We start from the raw sequence: 26,745 nt of genomic DNA, 5'->3' as shown, positions 1-26,745 counted from the left end.
GCCGTCAAGGGGGAGGATCGTTGGATCACTTGCAGCTGTCGCCCACGCCGGCATCGATATCCAGGCAGCGGCCGTCGATCTCGACCGGCACCGGCACCTTGATCAGCGCGGCCAGCGTCGGGGCGATGTCGACCGTCTCCACCGACAGCGGCTGTTCGAAGCCGGTCATGCCCTTGCGCCAGAACAGGATCGGCACGCGGCGGTCATAGTCCCAGAAGCTGCCATGGGTCGCGACATTGCCGATCGATGGATCGAGGATTGGCGTGACGCGCGGCTTGAGCGCCACCACCAGGTCGCCCGAATGCTCCGGGTTGTACGAGGCGCGGGCGCGCTCGATCAGGCTCCAGGTCTCGGGCGGGGTATGGACAATCGGCGTCGCCTCGATCTGGGCGCGGGTGAACACCGCCTGCACCTGCGGATTGGCCGCGTAGAGCTTCACCGCCTCCGCGAGCACCGCGGCGCGCTTCGCCTGCGGCACCGCGGGCGAGACGTAGACATCGCCGCCCGGGCCGCCGACCAGCACCTGGCCGGTCAGCCCCAGCTTGCCCGCCAGCGCGCGGCTGATGTTGGTGGTGGTCACCTCGGCGGTGATCCGCTGCTCCGTCGGCGCGCCATGCTCGCGGTGGCGCTCGGGCAGGTCGTGGCCACCATGGTCGGCGGTCAGCACCACCTGATAGTCGACGCCCGTACGATCCAGCGCATCGAACAGCCGGCCCAGCGTCTGGTCGAGCGAGAAGAGCTGCAGGCACATCTCGCTGCCTTCGGTGCCATAGGTGTGGCCGACATAATCGGTTGCCGAAGCGCCGAGGATCAGCAGGTCGGTATGGCCCTGCTGGCCGAGCTTCATGTCGGTCGCGAGCTTGGCGCCGAGCGCCAGCACCGCATCGTCGAACTCGGGCGAGATGCGGAACGCCCGGGCATCGCCCGCCGCACGCGCGAAGCGGCCGTCGCCGACGGTCTTTGTCGCGCTGACCGGGATCGCACGGCTGCGCGCCTTGCAGAAGCCGGGCAGATCGAGCGCCGGCTGTGCCTCGGCGATGCGCGCGGTGGTCGCCGCGTTGATCCTGGTGACGGCGTCGGGCGCAGTGCGGCCGGCATAGGACACGAACGCCTTGCCGTCCCACCACCAGAGTTCGTCGACCTTGTGGCCGCCCATCATCACCGCCGCGCGGTCCTTGCCGGCGACCGAAACGACGCGCGACTGCGGGTCTGCCTGCTTCATCCACTCGCCCAGCGTCGGCACCTTCAGATGCTTGTCGGACACGGTGTAGTGGTTCGAATCCGTGCCCGGCACGGTCTCGTCCTCGGCGCAATAGACGGTCTTGTCGGCGCGCGGGGCGGCAAAATCGGTCCAGTCATTGGCGATGATGCCGGTGCGCGAGGGATGATCGCCGGAGAGGATGGTCGAGTGCCCCGGGCAGGTCTCGGTCGCGGCATGGCTCTGATAGCCCGCCGGGAACACCGCACCGGTCATCAGCCGCGCGAAGCCGCTGCTGAACTGCGCGCGATATTCGGCGAAGAGATCGGCCGAGAACTGGTCGACCGAGATCACCACCACCAGCGTGGGCGGCGTCGCCGGCAGCGCCGCGGCGGGCGCGTTCTGCTGGGCAAGGGCGGGGGTGGCGGCCAGCGCGAGAGCGGCGGCAAGGGGGGCAAGCAGTTTCATCGGGGCCGGCTCCGGGCACGGAAGGTTGGACGCACCCAGCTATTGTCGAACGCGGCGAACTGGGCAAGGACGGCGCCATGGCCCAGCTTCGTTTCGCTTTGATGTCGCTCCTGCTGCTCCTGGTGACCGGCATGCCGGCGATCGCCCAGGGGTTCGCCAAGGGCCCACATGTCCGCAGCGAACTGGTGGCGGAGACGGCGAGCCCCAGGGCGGGGAGCGACGTCACGCTGGCGCTGGTCTCCACCCCTGACCCGAAATGGCACGCCTATTGGCAGAATCCGGGCGACGCCGGCCTGCCCGCCGAGGCCCACTGGACCCTGCCTGCCGGCCTGCGCGCGGACGACTTCCGCTATCCGGTGCCGCAGCGGCTGCTGGTCGCCGGGCTGATGAACTATGTCTACGAGGGCACCTTCGTCCGGCTGACGACCTTGCACGTGCCGTCGGATGCCAAGGGCACGCTGCCGATCAAGCTGAAGCTCGACTATCTCGTCTGCACCGACACGCTGTGCGTGCCCGAAAAGGCCGAGTTGGAGACGCGCGTGACGATCGGCGACGGCACGATTGATCCAGCCACGCGCATGAAGTTCGATGGCTGGCGGGCGAAGCTGCCCAAGCCGCTGAGCACCCCCGCCAGCTTCCAGGCCGAGGGCGGCACGCTGCGGCTGGCCGTCCCCTATCCGGCCGGCGCGGCGGCGAAGGACGTGTACTTCTACCCGCTGACCGCCAATGCGCTCGACTATGCCGCGCCGCAGCGCGTCGCCCGCGACGGCGACCGGCTGGTTATCGAGACCAAGGCGCGCACCGCCCCGACCGCACTGGAAGGCGTGCTGGCGATCGACGGCCAGGGACTGACGGTCACCGCTAAGCCCGGCACCGTGCCCGCACCCAAGCCCGCCAGCACCGCCACGCCGTGGCTGGCGGCGATCGGCGCGTTCTTCGCGGCGGTGCTGGGCGGGCTGATCCTCAACGTGATGCCGTGCGTCTTCCCGATCCTCAGCCTCAAGGCGCTGAGCCTCGCCAAGGCGAACCACGATGCCGGCAACCCGCGCGCCGAGGCGCTCGCCTATACCGCGGGCGTGGTGCTGGTGTGCCTGGCGCTGGGCGGCCTGCTGCTGGGGCTGCGCGCGGCGGGCGCGACGGTCGGCTGGGCGTTCCAGCTGCAGGATCCGCGCGTGATCCTGGTGCTGCTGCTGCTCGTCGCGGCGATCGCGTTCAACCTCGCCGGGCTGTTCGAGATCGGCACGCCCGCCTTCGTCAACCGTGCGGCGAGCAAGGGCCATGGCGGCGCCTTCGCGACCGGCGCGCTCGCCGCGTTCATCGCCACCCCCTGCACCGGGCCGTTCATGGCCTCGGCACTCGGCGCGGCACTCGTCCTGCCCTGGTTCGCGGGGCTCGCGATCTTCGGTGGACTCGGGCTCGGCATCGCCCTGCCCTTCCTGCTGCTCGGCTTCGTCCCGGCCTTCCGGCGTGCGCTGCCCAGGCCGGGCGCATGGATGGCGACGATGCGCCACATCCTGTCGATCCCGATGTTCCTCACCGCACTGGCGCTTGCCTGGGTGCTCGGCAAGCAGGCGGGCGTCGACGGCATGACCATCGGCCTGGGCGCGACGCTGCTCGCCATGCTCGGCCTGTGGTGGGCGGGTGCGCGGCAGGCCAAGGGGCGGCCCCGCGCCTGGCTGCCCGCCGTGCCGCTGCTGCTGGTGGCGCTGGTTGGCGCCGCGCTGGTCCACCCCGCCCCCGCAGGTCCGGTTGCCGCGGCCGGAAATGCCGAGCCGTTCAGCGAAGCCCGGCTCGCCGAACTGCGCGCGCAAGGGAAGCCGGTGTTCGCCTATTTCACCGCCGACTGGTGCCTGACCTGCAAGGTCAACGAAAAGGGCGTAATCGAAACCGCTGCCGTGGAGCAGGCGCTGGCCGACGGCAAGGTGGCCGTGCTGGTCGGCGACTGGACCAATGGCGACGCCGCGCTCGGCCGCTTCATCGAGGCGCACAACCGCGCCGGCGTGCCGCTCTACCTCTGGTACAGGCCGGGGAAGGACGCGCCCGAGGTGCTGCCGCAAGTGCTGACGCAAGATCTGCTGACCGGATTGGCCAAGGCCAAATAAACATCGCCCTATTTCCCCGCTTGTGCGGCGCAACGAAGCATTGCAGCATGCACCCAATCGGCCACTCCGGCGTTTGGGAGCTTCGATGGGATCACGGGGGGCGTTCGACGAAATCTGGGGGCATGGCGGGCCAGAGGCGCCGCGCGCGGAATTTTCCGCGCTGTCGCAATGGATCGCCGATACCCCGCCGGAGGAACTGCAACGGCGACAGCAATCTGCCGAGGCAGCCTTTCGACAACTCGGCATCACCTTCGCCGTCTATGGCGACAGCGACGCTGCCGAACGCATCATCCCCTTCGACATCGTGCCGCGCATGTTCCTGCGCCACGAATGGGAGAAGCTGAGCGACGGCCTCGTCCAGCGCGTCGAGGCGATCAACGCGTTCCTCGAGGACATCTACGGCGCGCGCCGCATCCTCGACGAAGGAATCCTCCCGCCCGAACTGATCCTGCGCAACGAGCAGTTCCGCCCCGAAGTCGCCGGCATCCGACCGCCGCACGGGGTGTGGGCGCATATCTGCGGCATCGACCTGGTGCGCACCGGTCCCGACGAATTCTACGTTCTGGAGGACAATGCCCGCACGCCGTCCGGCGTCTCCTACATGCTGGAGAATCGCGAGGCGATGATCCGGCTGTGCCCGGAACTGTTCCGCGACTTCCGCGTCGCGCCGGTCGACAGCTATCCGGACATGCTCCTGGAGACGATGCGCTCGGTAGCCCCCTTGGGCCGGGCGCGGCCGGTGTGTGTCGTGCTGACGCCCGGCCATTTCAACTCGGCCTATTACGAGCACAGCTTCCTCGCCGATTCGATGGGGGTCGAACTGGTCGAGGCCGCCGATCTCGTCGTCGACGACGATGTCGTCTATATGGAGACGATCGCCGGCCGGGTGCGGGTGGACGTGATCTACCGCCGCATCGACGACGACTTCCTCGATCCCCTGGTGTTCCGCCCGGACTCGCTGCTCGGCGTACCGGGGCTGATCGCCGCCTATCGCGCCGGCAATGTCGCGCTGCTCAACGCGCCCGGCAACGGCATCGCCGACGACAAGGCGATCTACAGCTACATGCCCGAAATCGTCCGCTTCTATTCGGGCGGCGAGGCCAAGCTGCCCAATGTCGAGACCTGGCGCTGCCGCGAGCCGCAGGCGCTGCAATATGTGCTCGACAACCTGCCCGAGCTGGTGGTGAAGCTGGTCGACGGCTCCGGCGGCTACGGCATGCTGGTCGGGCCGACCGCGACGAGTGCGCAGATCGAGGCCTTCCGCGCCGCGCTGATCGCCGAGCCGCACCGCTATATCGCCCAGCCGACCCTGGCGCTGTCGACCGTGCCGACGCTCACCGACAAGGGGCTGGCGCCGCGCCATGTCGACTTCCGCCCGTTCGTGCTGACCGGCAGCGACAAGGTGCGCGTCGTGCCCGGCGGGCTGACCCGGGTGGCGCTGCGCGAGGGATCGCTGGTGGTGAACTCCAGCCAGGGCGGCGGGACCAAGGACAGCTTCGTGCTGCTGGGGGACGCGGCATGAGGGGGTATCCGGACGCCGCAGTCTGCGCTCCCCTTCCGCTTGCGGGAGGGGTCGGGGGAGGGGCTGGATCGTTCCAGCGCTTCTTCCACGTCAGTCCCTCCCCTAGCCCCTCCCGCAAGCGGGAGGGGAACCTGAAGGAGACCATCGCATGATGATGCTCTCCCGCACCGCCGCCGCGCTCTACTGGCTCGGCCGCTATGTCGAGCGCGCGGACTTCATCGCGCGGCTGGTGGAGGCCACGATCCGCCTCGATGCGCTCTCCGCCCGCCCCGCCGGCGAGGCCGCGTGGCTGAGCGCGCTCACCGTCAGCTATACCGACGAGCTCTTCGCCGCGACCGGCCATCCCGCCACCCAGGCGCATGTCGCGCGCTTCCTGACGCTGGAGGCCAGCAACCCCGGCTCGATCACCCGCTGCCTGGAGATGGCGCGCAACAACGCCCGCGCCGTGCGTACCGCGCTGACCCGCGAAGCCTGGACCGCGATCAACCGCGCCTGGTGGCTGTTCGCCAACCGCGCCTCGACCGGCGGCGCCACCGAGACGCTCAACCTGGTCGAGCAGGTCAAGGGCGAGACCCGCGGCTTCGAGGGCGCGATCCACCGGATGATGCGCAACGAGGCGACGCTGCTGATCCAGCTCGGCGCCGCGATCGAACGGGCGGACAACACCGCGCGGCTGGTCGACGTGAAATACCATCTGCTGCTGCCGGCCGGCGAAAGCGTCGGCGGCGCGGTGGACCGCGACCAGTGGACGACGATCCTGCAGACCGTCTCCGCCGTCACCGCCTATCGCTGGCTCTATTCGGAAGGGCTGCGGCCGGACAATGTGATCGACCTGCTGGTCAGCCGCGCCGAACTGCCGCGCAGCCTGGCCGCATGCGTGGAAGAGACGGTGACGCTGCTCAGCGCGCTCGCCAAGCGCACCGGGCTGCAGGGTGAGGCCGATCGCATGGCCCGTGCCCGGCTCGCCCGCATCCAGAAGGCGCGCACGCCGGACATCATCGTCGGCGGCCTGCACGAATATCTCGAGACGTTCATCACCGAGAACGCGCTGCTCGATGGCGCGATCGCTCGCCAGTTCCGGTTCCTCTGATGCGCATCGCCGTCGAACACCGCTCGGTCTACCGCTTCACCCAGCCCCAGGCGCGGATCGTCCAGATGCTGCGGCTGACGCCGTGCGACACCCAGCACCAGACGGTGGTGAGCTGGATGGTGGGCGTCGATTGCGACGCGCGGCTGCGCGACGCGGTGGACGGCTATGGCAACGCGGTGACGATGCTTTATGCCGAGGGCCCGATCGAGGCGATCGAGATCGCGGTGACCGGCGAGGTGCTGACCACCGGCAATGCCGGCGTGCTGCGCGGCACGCCCGAGCCGCTGCCCCCTGCCCTGTTCCTTCGGACGACGCCGCGTACTGCACCCAGCCCGCAGCTGGCCGCGTTCGCGCAGGACGTGACGGCGGGCACCGACGACCCGATCGAGCGGCTGCACCGGCTGAACCAGGCGCTGCACGCCCGCTTCCGTTGCGTGCCCGACGTGCCGGACACCGGCCTCACCGCCGCCCAGGCCTTTGCCGGCGCAGCCAAGGCGTCGCGCGACGTGGCGCAGATGTTCGTCTCGGCCGCGCGGACGCTCGACGCCCCTGCCCGCTACGTCTCCGGCTATCGATTCGACGATCATGCGCAATGCGCGCCACACGCCTGGTGCGAGGGATGGGTGGCAGGCCTGGGCTGGGTGGCGTTCGATCCGGTAACCGGATTGTCCCCCGATGACGGCTATGTCCGCGTCGCGATCGGGCTCGATTCGGAAGGCGCCGCGGCGGTCGCCGGGCACCGGATCGGCCATGGCGAGGAGCAGCTCGCCGTCGACCTGCATGTCGACCAGCTGGGGAGCGAGGAATAGGACCAGCCGTAGCGACCGCGTCTGCCTCCAGCCTGCCTCCAATAGCGTCATCCTGGCGAACGCCGGGATGACGGCTTGGCCTAGGCAGTGCCCTCAGGCGAACGCCGCGACCACCGCACTCGGCATCGCCGCCACCTCGTCCTCGTCGCCGAGCAGCGCCCAACCGCTGGGCCCGAGCACTTCGATCGGGCGATAGCGCGTCTTGTACGCCATCCGCGCGCTGCCCTTCACCCAATAGCCGAGATAGACATAGGGCAGCCCAGCCGCGCGGGCGCGCAGGATATGGTCCATGATGATGAAATTGCCCATGCCCGGGCGCACATCGTCGTTGGGCACGAAGAAGCTGTAGATCATCGACAGGCCATCGCCCTGCTGATCGGTGATGCACGCGCCGACGAGTCGGCCGCGCTGGCCGTTCACCGAGGGCTCGCGATATTCGACGACATAGGAGCTGACCGGCGACTGCTCGACCATGTCGGCATAGTCGCTCTCGTCCATCGCCGCCATGCCGCCGCCGGGGTGGCGCGAGTCGAGATAGCGCTTGAGCAGGTCATATTGCTCGCCGGTCGCCCAGGGCTTGCACGCGGTGACTTCGAGGTCGCCATAGCGCTTCAGCAGCTTGCGCTGCGTGGCATTGGGCTGGAAGCCTTCGGCGACGACGCGGACCGACACGCAGGCGGTGCAGCCCGCGCAGCTTGGCCGGTACGCGACCGACTGGCTCCGGCGGAAGCCGATGCGGCTGAGCGCGTCGTTCAGTTCGCCCGCATGCTGACCCGAAAGCTCGGTGAAGATCTTCCGTTCCTGGCGGCCGGGAAGGTACGGGCAAGGCGACGGGCTGGTAACGAAAAAACGCGGGAAACGAGATAATGCGGTCACCGCTCGGCCGTCCTCTGCTTCGTCGGGCCGTCCCGACCGGCCCCTCTTACGCCGTTATGGGATCGGTTTTGGATGATGAAAAGCGGGTTTACCATCAATCAGGAGCATTCCGGCCGTCCCGCCCTTCCCGCGTGACGCGGAACGAGACAATTCGCGCCGCCGCTAACCATCAATTTCGCCCGCACGGGCAGAAACCGGGCGCTGCTGCGGCGGGAATGCACCGATCGGGCGCGTCGAAGCGACCCGATTCGCGGGCGGGACGTCACCCGATCGGGGCGAGTCCCAGCGCATCGAGCGCGCGGCCGACGCCATCCTCGGCCGCGATCGCGGCGCCCGTCTTCGCGGCCTGCTCGGCGATGGCGGTGTCGCGCAGCAGCCGATCGATCACCGCGGCTGCCCGCGCGCCGGTATAGCGCCGCTTCGGCAGTGCCAGCCCCAGCCCGGCGCGCGTTATCCGTGCAGCATTATCGAACTGGTCGCCGAAGATCGCGCAGACCAGCTGCGGGACACCCGCGCGGATCGCCTGGGCGGTGGTGCCGATGCCGCCATGGCCGATCACCGCCGCCGCGCGGGGAAAGAGCTGCGAGTGCGGCGCATAGCCCGCGACCAGGATATTCGCGTCGCCGAGATGCCGGTGCGTTTCCATCAGATCGTCGCCGACCAGCAATACCGCCCGCCGCCCCAATGTCCGCGCCGCCTCGGCACTGGCGGCATAGAAGCCGTCCTCGGCATAGACGGCCATGCTGCCGAGCGTGAACACCAGCGGGGACGCCCCCGCCGCCAGAAACGCCTTGATCTCGGCCGAGAGCCCCTGCCCGGCGAATCCGCCATCGTAGAAAACGAAGCCGGTCTGCTGAAAGCTGGCGGGCACATCGGCCGGCGCCGACGCGAAACCCGGCGACCACAGCCCGACCGCACGATCGACCGCCAGCGGCCCGGCAAGCATCTCGTTGCCGGCGAAGGGCGGCGCACCGGCGGCGACGCGGAGCGCGGCGAAGGGCTTCATCTGCCGCGCCGAGGCGCGCTCGGCGAGGCGCAGCAGCGGACGGACGGCGCCGGGGCCGAACCAGCGGCGCAGCGTGACCAGTATGGTCTCGCCGCGCATCATCACCGGCGGGTCCTCGGCCGAGAGCAAGGTGAGCGGCTGGAGCAGCGCCGAGGCGAGCGGCACGCCGACCGCCTGCGCGGCGATCCGGGCGAGGATCGAGAAGGTGCTGCCGATTACCAGATCGGCACCTGCCATCACCGGTTTCAGATCGGCGAGCGTCACCTCGGCATAAGGCAGGACGACGCGGTCGATCACGAAGCCGATGTCGGTCGCCACCGCCCGCGCCACGGCGCCCTCGTCCATCCCCAGGTCGCTGAGCACCTGCGGCCCGTCGGGCCGGATGGCATGGAATTCGATGCCGTGCCGCTCGGCGATCGGCCGCACCGCCTCGGCGCCGGCGAATACGGGCGTGTGCCCGCGTGCCTGCATGCCCAGCGCCAGCGCGATAAAGGGGTGCACATCCCCCAACGTGCCCAGCGTCGCCAGTACCACCCGCATGCGATTGCTCCCCTGTCGGGAGGAAGCTGGGTACTGGGAGGACCGGGAAGGTCAAGAAAGATCCGGCCCGGCACGGGGAGTGACCGTCCGATACGGTCACCATACGCCGTCATCCCCGCGAAGGCGGGGATCCATTGGCGCTGGTGCGGCGGTTCTTTCCCCCAGCGCTGAGGGCAATGGATTCCCGCCTTCGCGGGAATGACGGCGGACCTTGAGACGCGGATATCCCATGCACCCAGCGCAGTCCCCTCCCCGTTCCAGGGAGGATCTTGGACCTCAGTACGCCCGCGCCACCAGAATCCGCTCGACCGCCGGCTTGCCGGTGAACAGGCAACTGCCCTCCGCCGGTGCCGCGCCGCCGGGCACGTTGCGGAACGTCAGCTTCAGCGCCTTGAGCCGCTCGACCACCGCATCCAGCTCGGCGCCGGTCGGCTTGGCCCAGTTCACCTCGGCCCAGCCGGGGAATTTCACCGAATCGTCGAACATCGCCGCCAGCGTGTCGAAATCGGTCACGTCGCGGCGGATGTTGCTCTCCAGCCGATCGCGCGCGTCGAGATAGAGGCCCTGCTGGATGCTCTCGAGGATCGCCGCCGCTTCGGCGACGAAGTCGGCGCGCGGCAGGATCTGCGAATGGAGCTTGCCGTCCTCGCGGTACAGCTTGTCGCGCTGGATCACCGAGACATTGCCACCGGCGACGTCGCGCCCGCCGACCTCGATCACGATCGGCGCGCCCTTCTTCACCCAGCCCCAGCGCTTGGTCTGCGCCTTGACCGCCTTGAGGTCGAGCAGCGCGCGCACCGGTTCGCCAAGCGCGGTCAGCTTGGCCAGCTCGGCCTGGAGCGACTTGCAGTATTCGATCGTGGCGGCGTCCTCGGGCTGGTCGCGCAGCATCGGCACGATCACGATCTGCCACGGCGCCACCATCGGCGGCACGCGCAGGCCGTCGTCGTCGCCGTGCACCATGATCAGCCCGCCGATCATCCGGGTGGAGACGCCCCAGCTGGTCGTCTGCGCCAGCTCGAACTGGCCTTCGCTGTTCTGGAACTTGATGTCCTGCGCCGAGGAGAAGGTGGTGCCCAGGAAGTGCGAGGTGCCGGCCTGCAGCGCCTTGCCGTCCTGCATCATCGCCTCGATCGAGAAGGTCGAGACGGCGCCCGGGAAACGCTCATTCTCCGGCTTCTCGCCCGCGACCACCGGCATCGCCAGGCAGTCCTCGGCGAAGCTGCGATACACTTCGAGCATCTTGAGCGTCTCTTCCTGCGCCTCGTCCACCGTGGCGTGGGCGGTATGCCCCTCTTGCCACAGGAATTCGGCGGTGCGCAGGAACATGCGGGTGCGCATTTCCCAGCGGACGACGTTGGCCCACTGGTTGATCAGCACCGGCAGGTCGCGCCAGCTCTGCACCCAGCGCGACATCGCCGCGCCGATCACCGTCTCCGAGGTGGGGCGGACGACCAAAGGTTCTTCCAGCTTCGCCTCGGGATCGGGGACCAGCCGGCCGTCCTTCTGGACGAGGCGATGGTGCGTGACGACCGCCATCTCCTTGGCGAAGCCGTCGACATGCTCGGCTTCCTTCTCGAAATAGGAAAGCGGGATGAACAGCGGGAAATAGCAATTCTCGTGGCCCGTCGCCTTGATGCGATCGTCGAGCAGGCGCTGGATGCGCTCCCAGATGCCATAGCCCCAGGGCCGGATGACCATGCAGCCGCGCACGCCCGAATCCTCGGCCATGTCGGCTTCGCTGATGACGGTCTGGTACCATTGCGCGAAATCGCCGTCGCGCGTGACGGAAAGGGCGTGCTTGATCATGCCCCAGCGCTTAGCGCTTGGGCGCGTCGACGCAAGGGCCGGCGCGCCGATCCGGTGCGGGTTATACCAGGCTGCGTTGATACCGTCTCCTCCAGCCTATCCCCGTCATCCCGGCGAAAGCCGGGATCCATTCGCCTCTCGGTCTCAGCAAACGCCGATAGCGAGACCGCAATGGACCCCGGCTTTCGCCGGGGTGACGATGTGGAGGACGAAGATAGGTTCTTCTCCGTGCAGGTTGGTATTACTTCTTGTAGATGCCGCCGATCTTGTTGCCCTTGGGCACGCCCGGCTTGCCCGCGATGATATAGGTGGGCGCGACATTGCCGGTCACCACCGCAGGGCCCGCGGTCTTGATCCACGGCCGGGCGGTGGGGCCTGCGATGAGGATGTTGTCCTTGATGACGATATCGACCCCGCGATCGATGTTGATCGCGTGCCACGCCGTACCAGTGAACTTGTTGTTGCTCACCTCGATGCGATCATAGCCGCCGACATTGTCCTCGTCGGCGAAGAACACGCCCTGGAATTCCTTGCCCGGCGCGCTGTCGAACCAGTTGCCGCGGATCACCATGTCCTTGCACCCGCTCTTCTGCCGCAGCGTCCAGCACTGGATCGCATCGGTATGGGCGCCCGGATTGGGCTGGTAGTTGAAGAAATGATTCCGCTCGATCAGCCCGCCCAGCGCGCCGGGAATCTCCATCGCGTCGGTGGCCAGTTCGCTGAACGAACTGTCCTGAACGACGAAGTTGGTGCCGTTCTCGATGCCCAGCGCGACCGAGAGCTGCTTGAAGGTCACGCCGATCACCTGCAGTCGATCGGGCCGGCGGGCATGGATGCCCATGAAGTCGTCGCGGGCATTGTCGTTCAGGCTGCCATGGACGCTGCCGCCGCGAAAGACGATGTTGGAGCCGTCCGCGATCACGATCACCGCCGCGAAATGGGGCTCCGAACCGCGGATGCGGGTGAATTCGATGTCCTGGAAGGTGACGTTGCGCGCATCCTTCATGTTGAGCTGCGAGATCCGCGCCGGACGCTTCGGATCCTGGCTGCGGAACACGACCGGCGAACTGTATGCCGTGCCGATGAAGCGTTGCGCCTGATAGTCGCCGGGCGCCAGCACCACCACGTCGCCACCGCGCGCCTTGCCGATGGCAGCGGCGAGTTCGCCGGGCGTCGAGACGGTCACCGTGGTCATCAAAGCCAGAACAGCCAAGCTCATGTCATTCCTCCAGCGCATGGCACCGACAACGGCATTCCGGCATCGGTCGCGACGGCAGCGATAGAACGAATGGCAGCCGAAGTTAACCTCGTCCGCGCTGCGGTGCGGAAGTACCGAGGTGGTTCGTCTCCGCTTCGGCGCAAACTGCCCGATGTTGCGCGCAGGGCCGCCGGGCGTGCGCGGCACGTCCGCCGCGGTTGTTGCTTGCCTCGGGCCCGTAGATGGCGATATTTGCAGCGCAACAACGCGAACGGATTGGGTATTCCGGCGATCGTCACCACCTCGATGCACATTCTGCGAGCGGCCGGCGACGCATTGTCACCCCGCTGCAGGCCGTGGGTATCGCAGCCTCGAAGGACCCTATGACCGACAAGATCTTGATGGGCGAGCAGGCCGTCGCGGAAACGGGCGCGAACGCGGACGGCGTGGCGTGCGACATCCTGATGGCGACCTACAACAGCGCTCGCTACCTCCGCCCGATGGTCCGCTCGATCAAGGCGCAGCGCAACCGTGACTTTCGGCTGATCATCCGCGACGACGGGTCGAGCGACGACACGGTGGCGATCCTGCTCGACGAACTGCGCGACTTCGACCTGCCCGTGGTGCTGTACGCCGGCGAGGCGAGCGGTTCGGCGAAGGCCAATTTCACGCGCCTGCTGCACCGGAGCACGGCACCCTACACCATGTATGCCGATGCCGACGATCTGTGGGACGACACCAAGGTGGACGTGACGCTGCAGGCGCTGCGCGAAGCCGAGGCGCGGCTGGGCGCCGAGACGCCGATCTATGTGCACAGCGACGCGCGCGTGGTGAACGGCGAGGATGCGGTGATCGCGCCGAGCTACCGCGCGTTCAAGCGGATGGGCGATCTACGCCGCTTCACCTTCGCCAACATGCTGGTCTGCGCGCCGATGATCGGCTGCACGGCCGGATCGAACCGCGCGCTCAACCTGCTGGCGCGCGACACGCCGCTCGATGCGGTGACCGGGCATGACTGGTGGATGCTGCTGGTGGCGGCCGTGTTCGGCCATGTCGAGCCGATCGAGCAGCCGACCATGTCGTACCGCGTCCACGGCAACAACTCGTCCGGACCCAAGAAGGTCGATCTCGGCCAGTATCTTCGCGCCGAGGGCAAGTTCGCCAAGGTCCGCCGCGGCATGGATCTTCGCCGGGCACAGGCCAAGGCGCTGGTCGACGTCTTCGGCGACCGGCTGCCCGCCAAGTCCCGACGCGCGATCGAGCGGTTCGTCGCGACCGGCGATCAGGGGTTCATCGCCCGCCGGATCGCGATCCTGGCCGGCGGCTATCTGTACCGCGACATGCCGCGCAACGTCGCGATGCTGGTCGGCGCCTGAAGGCCTGGGCTGCGTTCGGCGAGGGGGTCAGCCCTCGTCGGGGGCGAGCGCCGCCGCCAGCGCATCGGCCGCCTGGGCGCGGCGCTCGACGATGCCCGCCGTCATCCGCAGCACCAGCTCGCGCGCGCCCTGCCAGTGGCTGCCGCTGCGCCGGGCGTGGGGAAGCTGCGGCATGCCGCCGACCGCGCTGCCCCAGCCATGCGCCAGCGCCTGCACCCGCTCCGCGACATGGGCATCGGGCGTGTCGCCGCTGAGCAGCAGCGACGGGAAGGGCAGCCGGATCTTGGGCGAGGCGAAATGCGCGGCATGGCCCTCGCCGGCGATCGGATCGATCAGCAGCGCCCCGGCGACCCGCGCGATATAGTCGCGCGGCGACAGCCGTGCCCACCAGGTGGCGGCAAAGCAGCTCGCGCCGTTCGCCACCAGCAGCACCGGTCGCTCGGCATGGAGGATGGCCGCATCCAGCTTGGCCGCCCAGAGATTACGCTGGTGCGGGGTATCTTCGGAATAATCCAGGTGTGCATCGCTGTGCAGCGGCGCGCCGAACAGCGCCGACAGCGCCCGGGCGGGCCCTTGGCCCGTACTGATCACCGAAAATCGATCGAGGGGGGTCGTCGCGAGCATCATGGCGATTCTTCCCGTTAAGCCGAACCGCGAGGCTATATCCGAGCCGGCCGCTGTGCAATGCGGTTCCTGTGGTAAGGGCCGCAGCGGGCGAACGCTTGGTCGTGGACGCGAGGGAGAAGAAGGCGCGCGATGCGACGGGGTTGGCAATGGGTGATGCTGGTGGTGCCGTGGTTGCTGGCCGGCGCACACGTCCTTGCTGCGCAGCGGCCGCTCCACCGTGGCCTCGACCAATATGATCGGCGCGCCTGGACCCTGATCAACGGCGCCCCGCCGGACATCTGGGCGCTCGAGCAGACGCCCGACGGCTTTTTGTGGCTGGGCACCGGCGCCGGGCTGTATCGCTTCGACGGCATCACCTTCGAGCCGGTCGTGCCGGCCATCGGCCGCTTTCCCTCACGCACCATCACCGCGCTGCGTGCGGCGGCCGATGGCAGCCTGTGGATCGGTTATTTCGCCGGACAGGTTTCGCATCTCCGCGGCGGCCGGATCGAAACGTTCGGCACCGCCAATGCGTGGGTGGAGGAACTCGCGCTGGCACGCGACGGCACCGTGTGGGTGGCGCGTGGCGGCCCGGAGGGCGGTCTGTTCCGGATCGACGGCCGCCGCATGACCCGGCTGGGTCCGGACGAGGGCGTGCCCGACGGCTCCGCCTACAGCGTGATCGCTGCGCGGGACGGCGCGATCTGGGTTGCCGGCGAGCGCGACATCCGCGTCCTCCGGCCCGGCGCCCGACAATTCGTGCCGGTGTGGCGCAGCCTGCACCGGACGCGGCTGGCGCAGGCGCCGGATGGGCAGATCTGGGCCTCCGGCGATCCGGCCGATCGGGCGGGCGCCGCGGCCGCCGGGCTCGCCATCGCCCCGCTCCCGCCCGAAATCCGGGCGCCGGGTGCCGACCGCATGCGCTTCACCCGCGACGGCACCTTGTGGCGCACCCTGTTCCAGGGCGGGGTGCTCCAGACCCGCCGACCGGAGGGTGGGAGCAGCGGGGCGCCGCTCTTCGCCCGCCTTACGCCACAACAAGGACTGCCCTCGCTGGTCGCCGTGCCGATGCTCGAGGACCGGGAAGCCAATCTGTGGATCGGCACCAATCTCGGGCTGTTCCGGCTCCGCCCGGTGAGCGCCACGACCGCGCTGCGCATCGACGACCAGGTGCTCGGCGGGTTCGAGCTGGCGGCGACGGCGGACGGCACCGTGTTCGCCGCCAATCCGCATCGCCTGTACCGCGCGCGCGCCGGCGAACCGCTGCAGCTGGTTCGGCAGTTCGACCGCCAGATCGCGATGATCGAAGCCGAAGGCAACGATCTCATTGTCGCGCTTTTCGGCGAGATCCTGCGGATGCGGGGGGACCGTGTCGAGCGGATGCCGGTACCGCCGTTGCCCTGGCAGGCGAGCAGTTGGGCCCGCAACAACGGCACGGCCTGGACCAGCATCATCGACCAGGGCGTGTTCCTGCTGTCGGCCAAGGGCTGGCAGCGGCTCACCTCCGATACCCTTCCGATGACCCGGATGCTCACGCCCTCGGGCCAGGGGGGCGGGCGCTGGTTCTATCGTGGCGATCAACTATATCGGCGGGACGGCACCGCGCTGCATGCCATCCCTGGGGACCGGATCGGCACGATCGCGCTGGTCTCGTCCGGCCCGGCCGGCCTGCTGGTCGGCGGCGAGCTGGGCCTGGCGCGGCTTGAACAAGGCCGGCTGCGCGCCATCGACGCAAATCGCGTCCCCGAACTGAGCGGCATCACCGGGATCGTCCAGACCGCAGAGGGGACGGTTTGGATCAACGGCGTCCAGGGCCTGATCCGTACCACCCGAGCCACGCTCGATACCGCCTTCGCGCAGCCCGGTGCACCGTTCCAGCCCCAGAGGTTTGGCGCCGCCGATGGGCTGCCGGGGGTAGCCCAGCAGGCCGGCCTGCGGAGCACCGCCGTCCGCGGCGGCGACGGGCGGATCTGGGTGGCCGACAATGTCGGCATCGGCTGGATCGATCCGGCCCGGATCGTCCGCAATCTGCTGCCGCCGCCGGTATTGATTCGAAGTCTGACGGCGAACGATCGGCGCTATGACGCCCAGAACGCGATCGCGCTGCCGGCGGGGACCGCCAATCTCCGCATCGCCTACACCGCGTTGAGCCTGGCCGAGGCGGAACGCGTGCGCTTCCGCTACCGGCTCGTCGGTTTCGATGCCGGCTGGGTCGATGCGGGCACGGCACGCGAGGCCTATTACGCCAATCTGGGCCCCGGCACCTGGCGCTTCCAGGTGATCGCCGCGAACAATGATGGCGTGTGGAACACGCAAGGCGCCACCGTCAGCTTCACGATCGCGCCCCGCTTCTATCAGCGCTGGTGGTTCCGCCTCGCCGCCCTTGCGGTCGCGGCCGGGATGCTGTGGCTCCTCTACGCCTGGCGGCTGCGCGAACAGATCGCCCGCAACCGGGGTCGCCTCGAAGCCCAGCTTGCCGAGCGCGAACGCATCGCCCGGGAACTGCACGACACGCTGCTCCAAAGCATGCAGGGGCTGATGCTGCGCTTCCAGGCCGCCGCCTATGCGACAGAGCCGGGATCCAAGGCACAGGCCCTGCTCGAGTCCGCGCTGGACCGGGCGGACGATGTGATGCTCGAAGCGCGCGATCGCGTGCTCGCGCTGCGCCGCATCTCCGGCCCGGGCGACCCCCAGCCGCTGATCGAGGCGCTCGCGCGCTGCATGACCGAAGACGGCCTGAGCGTGACGGTCACGCGCGATGGTCCGCCGCTCCGCTTCCAGCCGCCCGAACTCGAGCACATCCTGGCAATCGTGCAGGAGGCGCTGGCCAATGTGCGCCGCCACGCGCGCACCCACCTCGCCCAGGTGGAGCTGCACGCGCGTCCTGCCGAGCTGGTCGTCGTGATCAGCGACCAGGGCATCGGTATTCCCCCGCAGATAGTCGCCGACGGCGGCCGTTCCGGCCATTATGGCTTGAGCGGCATGCGCGAGCGTGCCGCGGCGCTGGGCGGCACGGTGGCGGTGCAGCGCGGCGACCCGATCGGCACGCGCGTGCGCCTGACCGTTCCGCACTGACGCGGGCGCTTGCGTCTGCAATGTTTCTGAACGATGAGGGGGCCACCGGGCCGCAGTCCACTGTCGGAACTGCGATGGCGCGTTCAGGGCGGTCACGGGGCACGGGTGGCAATGCAATCCTATCATCGTACGCTGGAACATCTGCCGCTGCTGACCCGGCAGCGCGGGCTGGCCTATGCGTTCACGCTGGGCTTCTGTGCGATCGCGTGGTGGCTGCGACTGACGCTGGATCCGCTATTCCCGCCCGGATTCCCGTATCTCACCTTCTTCCCGGCCGTGATCCTCGCCTCGTTCCTGTTCGGGCGGGGCCCCGGCATCGCCGCGGCAGTGCTGTGCGGGCTGCTCGCCTGGTACTTCTTCATCCCGCCCGCACGCAGCTTCGCGCTCCATCGCGGGACGGGCATCGCGCTGCTCTTCTATGCCGGGGTGGTTACGGTCGACATCCTGCTGGTCCATTGGATGCAGGTGGCGAACGCACGGCTGGCGGCCGAGCGCGAGCGCAGCTCCGAACTCGCCAGGCGTACCGAAATTTTGTTCGAGGAACTGCAGCACCGCGTCTCCAACAACCTGCAGATGGTCGGGGCGATGCTGGCGTTGCAACGCCGCACCGTCGCCGATGACGAGGGGAGGCGCGCGCTGGGCGACGCTGCCGCCAAGCTGCAGCTGATCGGGCGGATCCAGCGGCGGCTCTATGGCAGCCGCGGCGAACCGATGGCGCTGGACGCGTTCGTCACCGCGCTGGTCGAGGATCTGGCGGCCAGCGGCGGCAAGCCCGGCATCCGGCACGTGGTGGATGCGCACAGCGCCCAGATACTGCCGGCGGATCGCGCGATCCCGCTCGCGCTGATCGTGGCGGAAGCCGTCGCCAATGCGATCGAGCATGGCTTTGCCGATCGCGACACCGGCACGATCACGGTCACCGTCTGTGCCGAGGGCGACCGGCTTTCGCTGACGATCCACGACGATGGCCGCGGCGTGGCCGACGGTTTCGACGTGGCGGCGGCGAAGAGCCTGGGCCTGCGCATCGCACGCAGCCTGGCGCAGGGCATGGGCGCCGCCCTGCGGATCGCGCCGGCCCACCCGGGCACGCTGGTGGAATTGCGCGACGTTCCGATCACCGCGGTCGGCGACCTCGCCCGCGCCGACTGACCGAGATCAAGGCCGCTGGTGCCGATCCGCTGCATCCGGTACAGTGAGGCAAAGGATGGCGGCGATGGAACAGCGTTCTGGCACCCCGATGGCAGCGCGGCTGGGCTTCAAGCCCGGCATGCGCGTGTGGTTCCACGACATGCCGGCCGACGTCCGCGCCGCGATCGCGCCGGAGCGCACTGCCCTGGAAGAACTGGGCTGCGCCACGGACGGCGTGCAGGCCGTCCACCTGTTCGCCACCCGGCGCGATCATCTCGAGCGGGAATTGGCTGCGCTCCACGACCTGCTTGCCGCCAACGGCTTCCTCTGGGTCTCCTGGCCCGAACGCGCAGCGGACTGCGAGCTCGATACCGGCGCGATCACCGACGTTGCCGCGCAGAAGGGCTGGGTCGAGCGGGACCGCTGCGCGGTGGGGGACCACTGGGCCGGCGTCAAGCTGGTGCCCGCGGCACTGCGCCCCTGATTGCGGCTCCGCACAACAACCGAATGGACAGACCGCCCGCATCCGGACAGGATGCGCGACCGACCTCCCCTATGAATGTAAACATGCGGCCCTGGACCCCTGACATCGATCTGCCGGACCATGAGCGGATCGCCCGCGCGGCCGCCTTTTGCGAGCACATTGCCACCCGTCACAGCTGCCGGCGCTTTTCCTCCCGCCCGGTGCCGCGTGCGCTGATCGAAACCGCCATCGCCGCCGCCGGCAGCGCGCCGAGCGGTGCCAATCGCCAGCCCTGGCATTTCGCGGTGCTTTCCTCGCCCGGCGCCAAGACCGCGTTGCGCGTGGCCGTGGAGGAAGAAGAGCGCCATTTCTATGGCGGCATCGGCGGCAGCGAATGGCAGGGGCTGCTCCAGGAACTGGGCGCGAAGGCCGAGAAGCCCTATCTCGAAATCGCGCCGTGGATCATCGTCGCCTTCGGCCAGACGCGCGCGAGCGACACCGATCGCTTCCCGAACCCGCACGTCACCGAAAGCGTCGGCATCGCCTGCGGCCTGTTGCTGACCACGCTGCACCAGGCGAGCCTGGCAACCCTGGTCCACACCGCGACGCCGGCGCGCTTCCTCAATCGGCTGTGCCGGCGCCCCGAGCATGAAAAGCCGATCATGCTCATCGTCGTCGGCCACCCCGCACCGGACGCGACCGTGCCCGCCGCCGCGCTCGACCGGAAACCCCTCGATCAGATCGCCAGCTGGCTCTAAGCGCGCCGGGTGCATGTCCCGGTTTCTTCCCGCCTGTTGTCGCTCGATCTCGTCCGCGGCACCGCCCTGCTTGGCATCCTGCTGCTGAACATCGTCAGCTTTGGCATGCCCGAGGCGGCCTATTTCAACCCGCGCGCCTATGGCGGCTGGCACGGCGCCGATCTGGGTGCATGGCTGGTCAACTTCCTGTTCTTCGACGGGCGGATGCGCGGGTTGTTCTCGTTCCTGTTCGGCGCCTCGCTGCTGATCGTCACCGACTCGGCCGAGGCTGCCGGCCGCAACCCGGCGCGCGCACACTACGCCCGGATGGGCTGGCTGCTGCTGTTCGGCCTCGCCCATCTCTGGCTCGTCTGGCACGGCGACATCCTCGCCCATTACGCGCTGGTCGGCATGATCGCCTTTCCCTTGCGCAAGCTGCCGGTCTCGCGGCTGGTCAGCCTGGGCGCGGTGCTGGTGCTGGTGAGCACCGCGCTGTTCGGCACGCTGGCGCACGATGCCTGGCGGATGTCGCTGCTCCCCCAGCCGGCGCAGGGCGAATATGCGGCGCTGGTCGACGCGTTCGGCGTGCCGCCGCAAAGCCGCATCGCCGCCGAACTGGCCGTGCGGCGCGGCGACTATGCTGGCATCGTCGGCAAGCGCTTCGGCGACTATGCTACCAGCCCGCTCGCGATGCTGACGCTCTATGGGTGGGAAACGCTCGGCTACATGCTGTTCGGCATGGCGGCGCTGCGCAGCGGGCTGCTGGCGGGCCGCTGGCCGCGCGCGACCTATCGGCGATGGTGGCTGCGCTGCTGGGCGATCGCCCTTCCCGTCTATGCGCTGCTCGCGCTGTGGCTGATCGCCGCGCAGTTCAGTCTCTACGCAGTGCTGATGGCGGCGGTGACGCTGCCCGGCCTGGTACGGCCGGTGATGATCCTCGGCTGGGCCTGCCTGATCCTCTACGTCGCGCGCCCCGAAGGCTGGCTGACGCAGCGCGTGGCGGCGGCGGGGCGGATGGCCTTCTCGAACTATCTCGCGACCAGCCTGCTCTGCGTCGCGTTCTTCGACGGCCATGGGCTCGGCTGGTTCGGCCATCTCTCGCGATGGCAGCTCTACCCCGTCGTGCTCGGCGTCTGGGCGCTGCTGCTGCTCTGGTCGCAGCCCTGGCTGACCCGCTTCCGCTATGGGCCGCTCGAGTGGCTCTGGCGTAGTCTGGCGCGCGCCAGCCTGCAACCCATTCGCAATAACCTTGCGAATCGCTCGCAGTCGCACTAGGTTCGTCGCAGCGAAAGAGCTGAGGGAAGTGCGATGGTCGTTTGCGTGTGCAATGCCCTGCGGGAACGCGACGTGCGGGAAGCGGCACGCTCCGGCGCACAGAGTGCGTGCCAGGCCTATCGCGCGCTCGGCTGTCAGGCGAAGTGCGGCCAGTGCGTGCCCTTCGCCCGTGCGATCATCGCCGAGGAACGTGCCGCCGCGTGAGATAACATCCCCTGTTCCGTCCGGATTGTTTCACCGCTAGACTGGCCGCCGGACGAAAAGGGATTTTGCATATGAAGGGCGACGCCAAGGTTCTCGAGTATCTCAACGAGGTGCTCAAGAACGAGCTCACCGCGATCAACCAATATTGGCTGCACTTCCGCATGCTCGATCATTGGGGCGTACAGAAGCTCGCCGAGTTCGAGCGGCACGAATCGATCGACGAGATGAAGCATGCCGACTGGCTGTCGGAGCGCATCCTGTTCCTCGACGGCCTGCCCAATTTCCAGCTGCTCGGCCGCCTGCGCATCGGCGAGACGGTGGAAGAGGTGCTGCGCGCCGATCTCGCGCTGGAAGTGGAAGCGATCGCGGTGCTGCGCGACGCGATCCAGCACTGCGAAACCGTCCGCGATTTCGTCAGCCGCGACCTGTTCCTGAAGATCCTCGAAAGCGAGGAAGAGCATGTCGACACGCTGGAACGCCAGTTCGACATGATCGAGCGCATGGGGCTGGAGAACTATGTCCAGCTCAACAGCAAGCCGGCCGAGGCGGAGTAGGCGCCCTTCCCTTCTACGTCCCCCTCCCGCTTGCGGGAGGGGTTAGGGGAGGGTGAGAGAGGGTAGCAGGCGGCACCGGTTCAGAAAGAGCCTCCACGTCACACCCTCCCCCTGCCCCTCCCGCAAGCGGGAGGGGTGTAAATGGCGGGAGGGGGAGTCGCCGCTATTCCTTCTCCCGGTCGAACGGGTTCTTCGGCGCGCGCAGCACCAGCCGCACCGGCACCGCGCCGAAATCGAATTCGCGCCGCAGCCCGTTGATCAGATAGCGCTGGTAGCTGGTCGGCAGCAGGTCCACCCGCGTGCCGAACAGCACGAAGCTGGGCGGACGCGTCTTGTTCTGCGTCATGTAGCGCGGCTTGATCCGCTTGCCGCCCGGCGCGGGCGGCGGGTTCGCTTCGATCGCGCGCTCGAACCAGCGGTTGAGCTGGCCGGTCGACACGCGCCGCGACCAGGCGTCGCGCGTCTCGAACGCGACGCGCATCAGCGTGTCGATCCCCTTGCCGGTCACCGCCGAGACGGTGAGCAGCGGCACACCCTTCACCTGCGCCAGCCCCTCGTCGAGCGCCCCCTTCACCCCGTTGAACAGGCTGGAGGCATTCTCCGCCACGTCCCACTTGTTGAGCGCGATGATCAGCGCGCGGCCTTCCTGCAGCACGCGATCGGCGATCTTGAGGTCCTGCACCTCCAGCCCGCGCGTCGCGTCGAGCAGCAGCACCACGACTTCGGCAAAGTCGATCGAGCGCAGCGTGTCGGCAACCGAAAGCTTCTCCAGCTTCTCTTCGACACGCGCCTTCTTGCGCAACCCGGCGGTGTCGACCAGCCGCACCTTGCGCGGCTTGTCCTCGAAATCGGTCCACTCGTAATCGATCGAGATCGAATCGCGGGTGATGCCGGCCTCGGGCCCGGTGATCATCCGGTCCTCGCCGAGGATGCGGTTGACCAGCGTCGACTTGCCCGCATTCGGGCGGCCGACGATCGCCAGCTTGAGCGGCGCGTCGGGGCTCTCGGGATCCTCCTCCGGCTCCTCGTCGTCGCGGTCGACATGCGGCAGCAGCGCCTCGAACAGGTCCGCCACGCCTTCGCCATGCTCGGCCGAGAAGGGAATGGGATCGCCCAGGCCCAGCGCCATCGCCTCCAGGATGCCGGACTCGCCCGCGCGGCCCTCGGCCTTGTTGGCCATCAGCACCACCGGGCGATCGGTCGAGCGCAGCCAGCGGGCGATTTCCTCGTCGAGCGGGGTCACGCCCGCGCGCGCGTCGATCAGGAACAGCGAGACGTCGGCCTCGCGTACCGCCGCCTCGGTCTGCGCGCGCATCCGGCCGGGGAGCGTCGCCGCATCCTCGTCCTCATAGCCCGCGGTGTCGATCACCCGGAATTCGAGGCCGAGCAGATTGGCATCGCCCTCGCGGCGATCGCGCGTAACGCCCGGCTGGTCGTCGACCAGCGCGAGGCGTTTCCCGACCAGCCGGTTGAACAGCGTCGACTTGCCCACATTGGGGCGTCCGATGATGGCGACGGTGGGCAAAGGCATGGTCGATTCTCTAACGCAGTCGAAAGGGCGACGCAAAGTCGCCGGAAAAACGAGAGGGGCCGGAGCGCTGCGCCCCGGCCCCCTTGATGGATAGTCTGCCCGGCGCGAAGCCGGGGCACCAGGCTCAGCGATAGGCGCTCAGGCGGCCCTTGTCGTCGAGCAGGTAGAGCGTGTTGTTGGCGATCACCGGGGCGAGCGACAGCGGATCCTTGGTCTCCTTGGTGGAGAGGATGCTGCCGTCCTTCGGCGACACCGAGACGATCTGGCCGAGCGTGTTGATCAGCACCAGCCGGCCGCCGGCGACGATCGGCCCCTTCCAGGCGATCGGCCCGGTCGACTTTTTCGGCTTCTTGTAGTGCTGGAGCTGCACGATCCAGCGCGGCTTGCCGTTGCTGCGCGACAGGCACAGCAGGCGCGCATCGTCGGTCACCACGAACAGCCACTCGCCAACGGCATAGGGCGAGGAAAGGCCGCCGATGCTCTGCTCCCACAGCGTCGAGCCGCTGGTGATGTCGACCGCGACCATCCGGCCGCCCTCGCCCAGCGCATAGACGCGGCCCTGGTCGATCACCGGCTCGGCATCGATGTCGGACAGCGACGAGACCGAGGTGGTCATCGTGTTGCGGGTGAGGATGTCGCCCCACAGCGACAGGCCGTTCTCGTAGCGATAGGCGTTGAGCTCGCCCGAGGAGAAGCCCGCGACGACGGTGCCCTGCGCCGATGCCGGCGCCGCGACGCCGAACACGCCCTGCGATTCGAGGCTGGCGGTGGCGGTCCAGGAGACCTCGCCCTTGTCCTGGGTCAGCGCGAACAGCTGGTTGTCCTGCGTCACCACATAGACATTGCCGTTGGCCAGCGTCGGCGCACCGCGCAGCGGGCCGCCGGGGCGCTTGCGCCAGACTTCCTTGCCGTCCGCTTCCTGCAGCGCGACCACGTCGCCCAAGCCGTTCGATGCGAACACGCGGTCGCCCTCGACGCTCACGCCGCCGCCGAACAGCGCGCCGCGGTTGCGCTTCTCGGTGCCCGTGCCGGTGTTGGCCTTCCAAAGCTCGTTGCCGGTATCCGCGGCCATCGCGTGGACCACGCCCGCCTGGTCGATCACGAACAGCTTGTTGCCCTCGATCACCGGCGAGGCGGCGAGCCGTTCCTTCTTGGACGGGCGGGCGACCTGGCGCGACCAGAGGCGCGACAGCGACTCGCCCAGCGTCAGATGGCCCATCGCCTTGGAGGCGCTGCCGCCCGGCTGGGCCCAGTTCTCGTTGGTCGCCGCCGCGGGCAGTTGCACCTCGACGCTCGCCAGCGTCTGGTCGGCACTGAGGTCGTTCTCGGTCACCAGGATCGGCACGCGCTCGCCGAGCACGGGCGTCTTCTTGCCGCCGCTGCCCTTGAAGACACCGCAGCCGCTGACCAGCGCGAGCGCCGCGACCGCCGTTACAACGCGAACCTTCGTGTTCATTTAGCTTGCTTTTCCTGGGTCTGGGCGGTCGTCGTCGGAGCGACCGAAAGCGTTTTGGCGAGTTCGGCGGTGCGTTCGCGGATCGTATCCGGGACGCGGGGGCCTGCCTCGCTCAGCTGGCGATAGAGCTTGGCGGCCTCGCCGCGCTTGCCCGATTTCAGATAGGCGGCCGCCACCATCTCGCCGGCGGTGCCGAACCACGGCGAATCGGGGTTGGCGAGCGTGCCGAGCCGCTGGATCACGTCCTGCGGGTTGAGTGTGTCGAACTCGGCCTGGGTCTGACGGACCAGCGCCAGATCGCGGAACGGCTGGGCGAGCTTGGCGTCGGTGACGATGCTCGCGAACTTCGCCGCAGCACCCTTCTTGTCGCCCTGCTGGAACAGCAGGTTGCCCTGGGTGAAGCGCGCCATGGCGGCATAGCCGTCCTCGCCCTGCGCCAGCTTGTCGAAGCCGGGCTGGGCCTGGCTCGCCTGGTTCTGCGCGGCGAGCTGGAGCGCGGCGTCATACTCCTCGCCGCGCGCCTCGGCAGCGCTGCGCTGGCTGTGATCGTAGAACAGCCAGCCGGCCACGGCGACCAGGAAGGCCACCACGCCGATGGCGATCCAGATGCCATAGCGGCGCCCGGCGCGGATCAGCTGATCGCGCCGATATTCCTCGTCGACTTCGCGAAGAAAGGCCTCGTCGGTGGTACCGGAAGGAGGAAGCGCCAAAATCTACTCCATGGGTCTGATGCGGCCGCGGACCTTAGCGCCGCGTCCCGTGAACGCAAATCGCCCTACTCCGTCAGTCCTTCGGCGCATAGACCTGATCCGGTCCCGGAAAGACCCGCGACCGTACCTCGCCCGCATAGGTTTCAACCGCGGCGGAAATGCGGCCGGCCAAATCGTCATAGCGCTTCACGAAGCGCGGGGTGCGCTCGAACAGGCCGAGCATGTCCTCGGCGACCAGCACCTGGCCGTCGCACTGCGCCGAAGCGCCGATGCCGATGGTGGGGCACTTCACCGCCTCGGTGATCTCCACCGCGATCGGCTCGACGACGCCTTCGACCACGATCGCGAAGGCGCCCGCCTCGTCCATCGCCACCGCGTCGCCGACCAGCTTGGCATGCTCCGCCTCGCTGCGGCCGCGCGCACCATAGCCGCCGAGCACGTTGATCGCCTGGGGAGTCAGGCCGATATGGCCGATCACCGGGATGCCGCGCTCGTTGAGGAACTTGACCGTCGGCGCCATCGCCGCGCCGCCTTCCAGCTTCACCGCCGCCGCGCCGGTTTCCTTGAGCAGCCGGGCGGCGCTTTCGAACGCCTGCTGCGGCGAGGCCTCGTAGCTGCCGAACGGCATGTCGATCACCACCAGCGCGTGGTAGCTGCCGCGCACCACCGCCGCGCCGTGCGCCGCCATCATCTCCAGCGTGACCGGCACGGTGGAGGGCAGGCCGTAGATCACCTGGCCCAGGCTGTCGCCGACGAGCAGCATGTCGCAGGCCGCGTCCATCAGCTGCGCCATGCGGACGGTATAGGCGGTGAGCATCACCAGCGGCTCGCCGCCCTTGCGCTTGCGGATCGCCGGCACGGTGACGCGCTTCATCGGCGCGGGCGTGGGGTTGGCGCGACTGGTGGCGGTATCGAGGGTAAGCTGGTGCGACATGCCGCGCGGTCTAGCGGGTCGCGGGCGGCGTTGCCAGTATATCCAGATCCCGTGCTCTTACCCCTCCCCCGTCGCGGG

22 protein-coding genes are annotated in these 26,745 nt (G+C 68.7%); 12 read left to right on the top strand and 10 right to left on the bottom strand.

The window, feature by feature from the left end:
* Positions 1 to 25: 25 nt before the first annotated feature.
* Complete coding sequence (locus SAZ01S_RS14800; RefSeq protein WP_084583046.1) at positions 26 to 1,666, bottom strand: alkaline phosphatase family protein; 1,641 nt, start codon at positions 1,664 to 1,666, stop codon at positions 26 to 28.
* Between the two features lie 77 nt (positions 1,667 to 1,743).
* Here SAZ01S_RS14800 and SAZ01S_RS14795 point away from each other — a divergent pair, with 77 nt between their 5' ends.
* The 4 genes from SAZ01S_RS14795 (at position 1,744) to SAZ01S_RS14780 (ending at position 7,189) form a co-directional block, all read left to right on the top strand.
* Positions 1,744 to 3,768, top strand: coding sequence for a protein-disulfide reductase DsbD family protein (locus SAZ01S_RS14795; RefSeq protein ID WP_084583045.1), 2,025 nt, complete (start codon positions 1,744 to 1,746; stop codon positions 3,766 to 3,768).
* Positions 3,769 to 3,853: 85 nt separating this feature from the next.
* A complete protein-coding gene (locus SAZ01S_RS14790) occupies positions 3,854 to 5,290 on the top strand; it encodes a circularly permuted type 2 ATP-grasp protein (protein WP_084583044.1) in 1,437 nt (478 codons plus the stop codon).
* Positions 5,291 to 5,444: 154 nt separating this feature from the next.
* A complete protein-coding gene (locus SAZ01S_RS14785) occupies positions 5,445 to 6,380 on the top strand; it encodes an alpha-E domain-containing protein (RefSeq protein ID WP_174596122.1) in 936 nt (311 codons plus the stop codon).
* Positions 6,380 to 7,189, top strand: a complete 810-nt coding sequence (locus SAZ01S_RS14780) for a transglutaminase family protein (RefSeq protein WP_084583042.1) — start codon at positions 6,380 to 6,382, stop codon at positions 7,187 to 7,189. The genes SAZ01S_RS14785 and SAZ01S_RS14780 overlap by 1 nt, the downstream gene beginning before the upstream one ends.
* A gap of 93 nt (positions 7,190 to 7,282) precedes the next feature.
* On the opposite strand, the gene SAZ01S_RS14775 is transcribed toward SAZ01S_RS14780, so the two are convergent.
* From SAZ01S_RS14775 to SAZ01S_RS14760, 4 genes are all read right to left on the bottom strand, one after another.
* Positions 7,283 to 8,065, bottom strand: a complete 783-nt coding sequence (locus SAZ01S_RS14775; protein WP_084583041.1) for an arginyltransferase — start codon at positions 8,063 to 8,065, stop codon at positions 7,283 to 7,285.
* Positions 8,066 to 8,327: 262 nt separating this feature from the next.
* Positions 8,328 to 9,611 carry a glycosyltransferase gene (locus SAZ01S_RS14770; RefSeq protein WP_084583040.1) on the bottom strand — a complete coding sequence of 428 codons (1,284 nt, stop codon included), beginning with the start codon at positions 9,609 to 9,611 and terminating at the stop codon, positions 8,328 to 8,330.
* Positions 9,612 to 9,887: 276 nt separating this feature from the next.
* A complete protein-coding gene (locus SAZ01S_RS14765) occupies positions 9,888 to 11,420 on the bottom strand; it encodes an aminoacyl--tRNA ligase-related protein (protein ID WP_084583039.1) in 1,533 nt (510 codons plus the stop codon).
* 241 nt (positions 11,421 to 11,661) lie between these two features.
* Positions 11,662 to 12,639, bottom strand: coding sequence for a right-handed parallel beta-helix repeat-containing protein (locus SAZ01S_RS14760; RefSeq protein WP_167693175.1), 978 nt, complete (start codon positions 12,637 to 12,639; stop codon positions 11,662 to 11,664).
* Positions 12,640 to 13,001: 362 nt separating this feature from the next.
* On the opposite strand from SAZ01S_RS14760, the gene SAZ01S_RS14755 reads away from it, so the two are divergent.
* Positions 13,002 to 13,994 (top strand): glycosyltransferase, encoded by a 993-nt coding sequence (locus SAZ01S_RS14755; protein WP_167693174.1) that lies wholly within the window; start codon positions 13,002 to 13,004, stop codon positions 13,992 to 13,994.
* Between the two features lie 27 nt (positions 13,995 to 14,021).
* Here SAZ01S_RS14755 and SAZ01S_RS14750 read toward each other — a convergent pair whose 3' ends face one another.
* A complete protein-coding gene (locus SAZ01S_RS14750; RefSeq protein ID WP_084583036.1) occupies positions 14,022 to 14,621 on the bottom strand; it encodes an alpha/beta hydrolase in 600 nt (199 codons plus the stop codon).
* Positions 14,622 to 14,750: 129 nt separating this feature from the next.
* Between SAZ01S_RS14750 and SAZ01S_RS14745 the strand changes: the two genes are divergently transcribed.
* From SAZ01S_RS14745 to bfr, 7 genes are all read left to right on the top strand, one after another.
* The gene (locus SAZ01S_RS14745) at positions 14,751 to 17,675 is read left to right on the top strand and encodes a sensor histidine kinase (RefSeq protein ID WP_084583035.1); all 2,925 of its coding nucleotides are present in this window, start codon (positions 14,751 to 14,753) and stop codon (positions 17,673 to 17,675) included.
* A 111-nt stretch (positions 17,676 to 17,786) separates the two neighbouring features.
* Entirely contained in the window at positions 17,787 to 18,824 is a 1,038-nt protein-coding gene (locus SAZ01S_RS14740) for a sensor histidine kinase (protein ID WP_084583034.1), read from the top strand.
* Positions 18,825 to 18,888: 64 nt separating this feature from the next.
* Positions 18,889 to 19,287 (top strand): DUF3052 family protein, encoded by a 399-nt coding sequence (locus tag SAZ01S_RS14735; protein ID WP_084583047.1) that lies wholly within the window; start codon positions 18,889 to 18,891, stop codon positions 19,285 to 19,287.
* Between the two features lie 83 nt (positions 19,288 to 19,370).
* Positions 19,371 to 20,024, top strand: coding sequence for a nitroreductase family protein (locus SAZ01S_RS14730; RefSeq protein ID WP_245824900.1), 654 nt, complete (start codon positions 19,371 to 19,373; stop codon positions 20,022 to 20,024).
* Between the two features lie 9 nt (positions 20,025 to 20,033).
* The gene (locus tag SAZ01S_RS14725) at positions 20,034 to 21,278 is read left to right on the top strand and encodes a DUF418 domain-containing protein (RefSeq protein ID WP_084583032.1); all 1,245 of its coding nucleotides are present in this window, start codon (positions 20,034 to 20,036) and stop codon (positions 21,276 to 21,278) included.
* 33 nt (positions 21,279 to 21,311) lie between these two features.
* Positions 21,312 to 21,482, top strand: a complete 171-nt coding sequence (locus SAZ01S_RS14720) for a (2Fe-2S)-binding protein (protein WP_084583031.1) — start codon at positions 21,312 to 21,314, stop codon at positions 21,480 to 21,482.
* Between the two features lie 71 nt (positions 21,483 to 21,553).
* Positions 21,554 to 22,036 carry a bacterioferritin gene (bfr, locus tag SAZ01S_RS14715; RefSeq protein WP_084583030.1) on the top strand — a complete coding sequence of 161 codons (483 nt, stop codon included), beginning with the start codon at positions 21,554 to 21,556 and terminating at the stop codon, positions 22,034 to 22,036.
* Positions 22,037 to 22,199: 163 nt separating this feature from the next.
* On the opposite strand, the gene der is transcribed toward bfr, so the two are convergent.
* The 4 genes from der to panB all read right to left on the bottom strand — a co-directional run bounded on the left by der (position 22,200) and on the right by panB (position 26,667).
* Positions 22,200 to 23,567, bottom strand: a complete 1,368-nt coding sequence (der, locus tag SAZ01S_RS14710) for a ribosome biogenesis GTPase Der (RefSeq protein WP_084583029.1) — start codon at positions 23,565 to 23,567, stop codon at positions 22,200 to 22,202.
* 124 nt (positions 23,568 to 23,691) lie between these two features.
* Positions 23,692 to 25,023: an outer membrane protein assembly factor BamB family protein gene (locus SAZ01S_RS14705; protein ID WP_084583028.1), complete on the bottom strand. Its 1,332-nt coding sequence runs from the start codon at positions 25,021 to 25,023 to the stop codon at positions 23,692 to 23,694.
* The gene (locus tag SAZ01S_RS14700) at positions 25,020 to 25,733 is read right to left on the bottom strand and encodes a tetratricopeptide repeat protein (protein WP_084583027.1); all 714 of its coding nucleotides are present in this window, start codon (positions 25,731 to 25,733) and stop codon (positions 25,020 to 25,022) included. Before SAZ01S_RS14700 ends, SAZ01S_RS14705 begins: the two co-directional genes overlap by 4 nt.
* Before the next feature lie 73 nt (positions 25,734 to 25,806).
* A complete protein-coding gene (gene panB, locus SAZ01S_RS14695; RefSeq protein ID WP_084583026.1) occupies positions 25,807 to 26,667 on the bottom strand; it encodes a 3-methyl-2-oxobutanoate hydroxymethyltransferase in 861 nt (286 codons plus the stop codon).
* Positions 26,668 to 26,745: the final 78 nt, after the last annotated feature.

Origin of the sequence: Sphingomonas azotifigens NBRC 15497 (assembly GCF_002091475.1) — a bacterium.
Classification (GTDB): Bacteria; Pseudomonadota; Alphaproteobacteria; order Sphingomonadales; family Sphingomonadaceae; genus Sphingomonas; species Sphingomonas azotifigens.
Note: the sequence above shows the minus strand (reverse complement) of the source record. Positions and strands in the feature narration are given on the sequence as shown.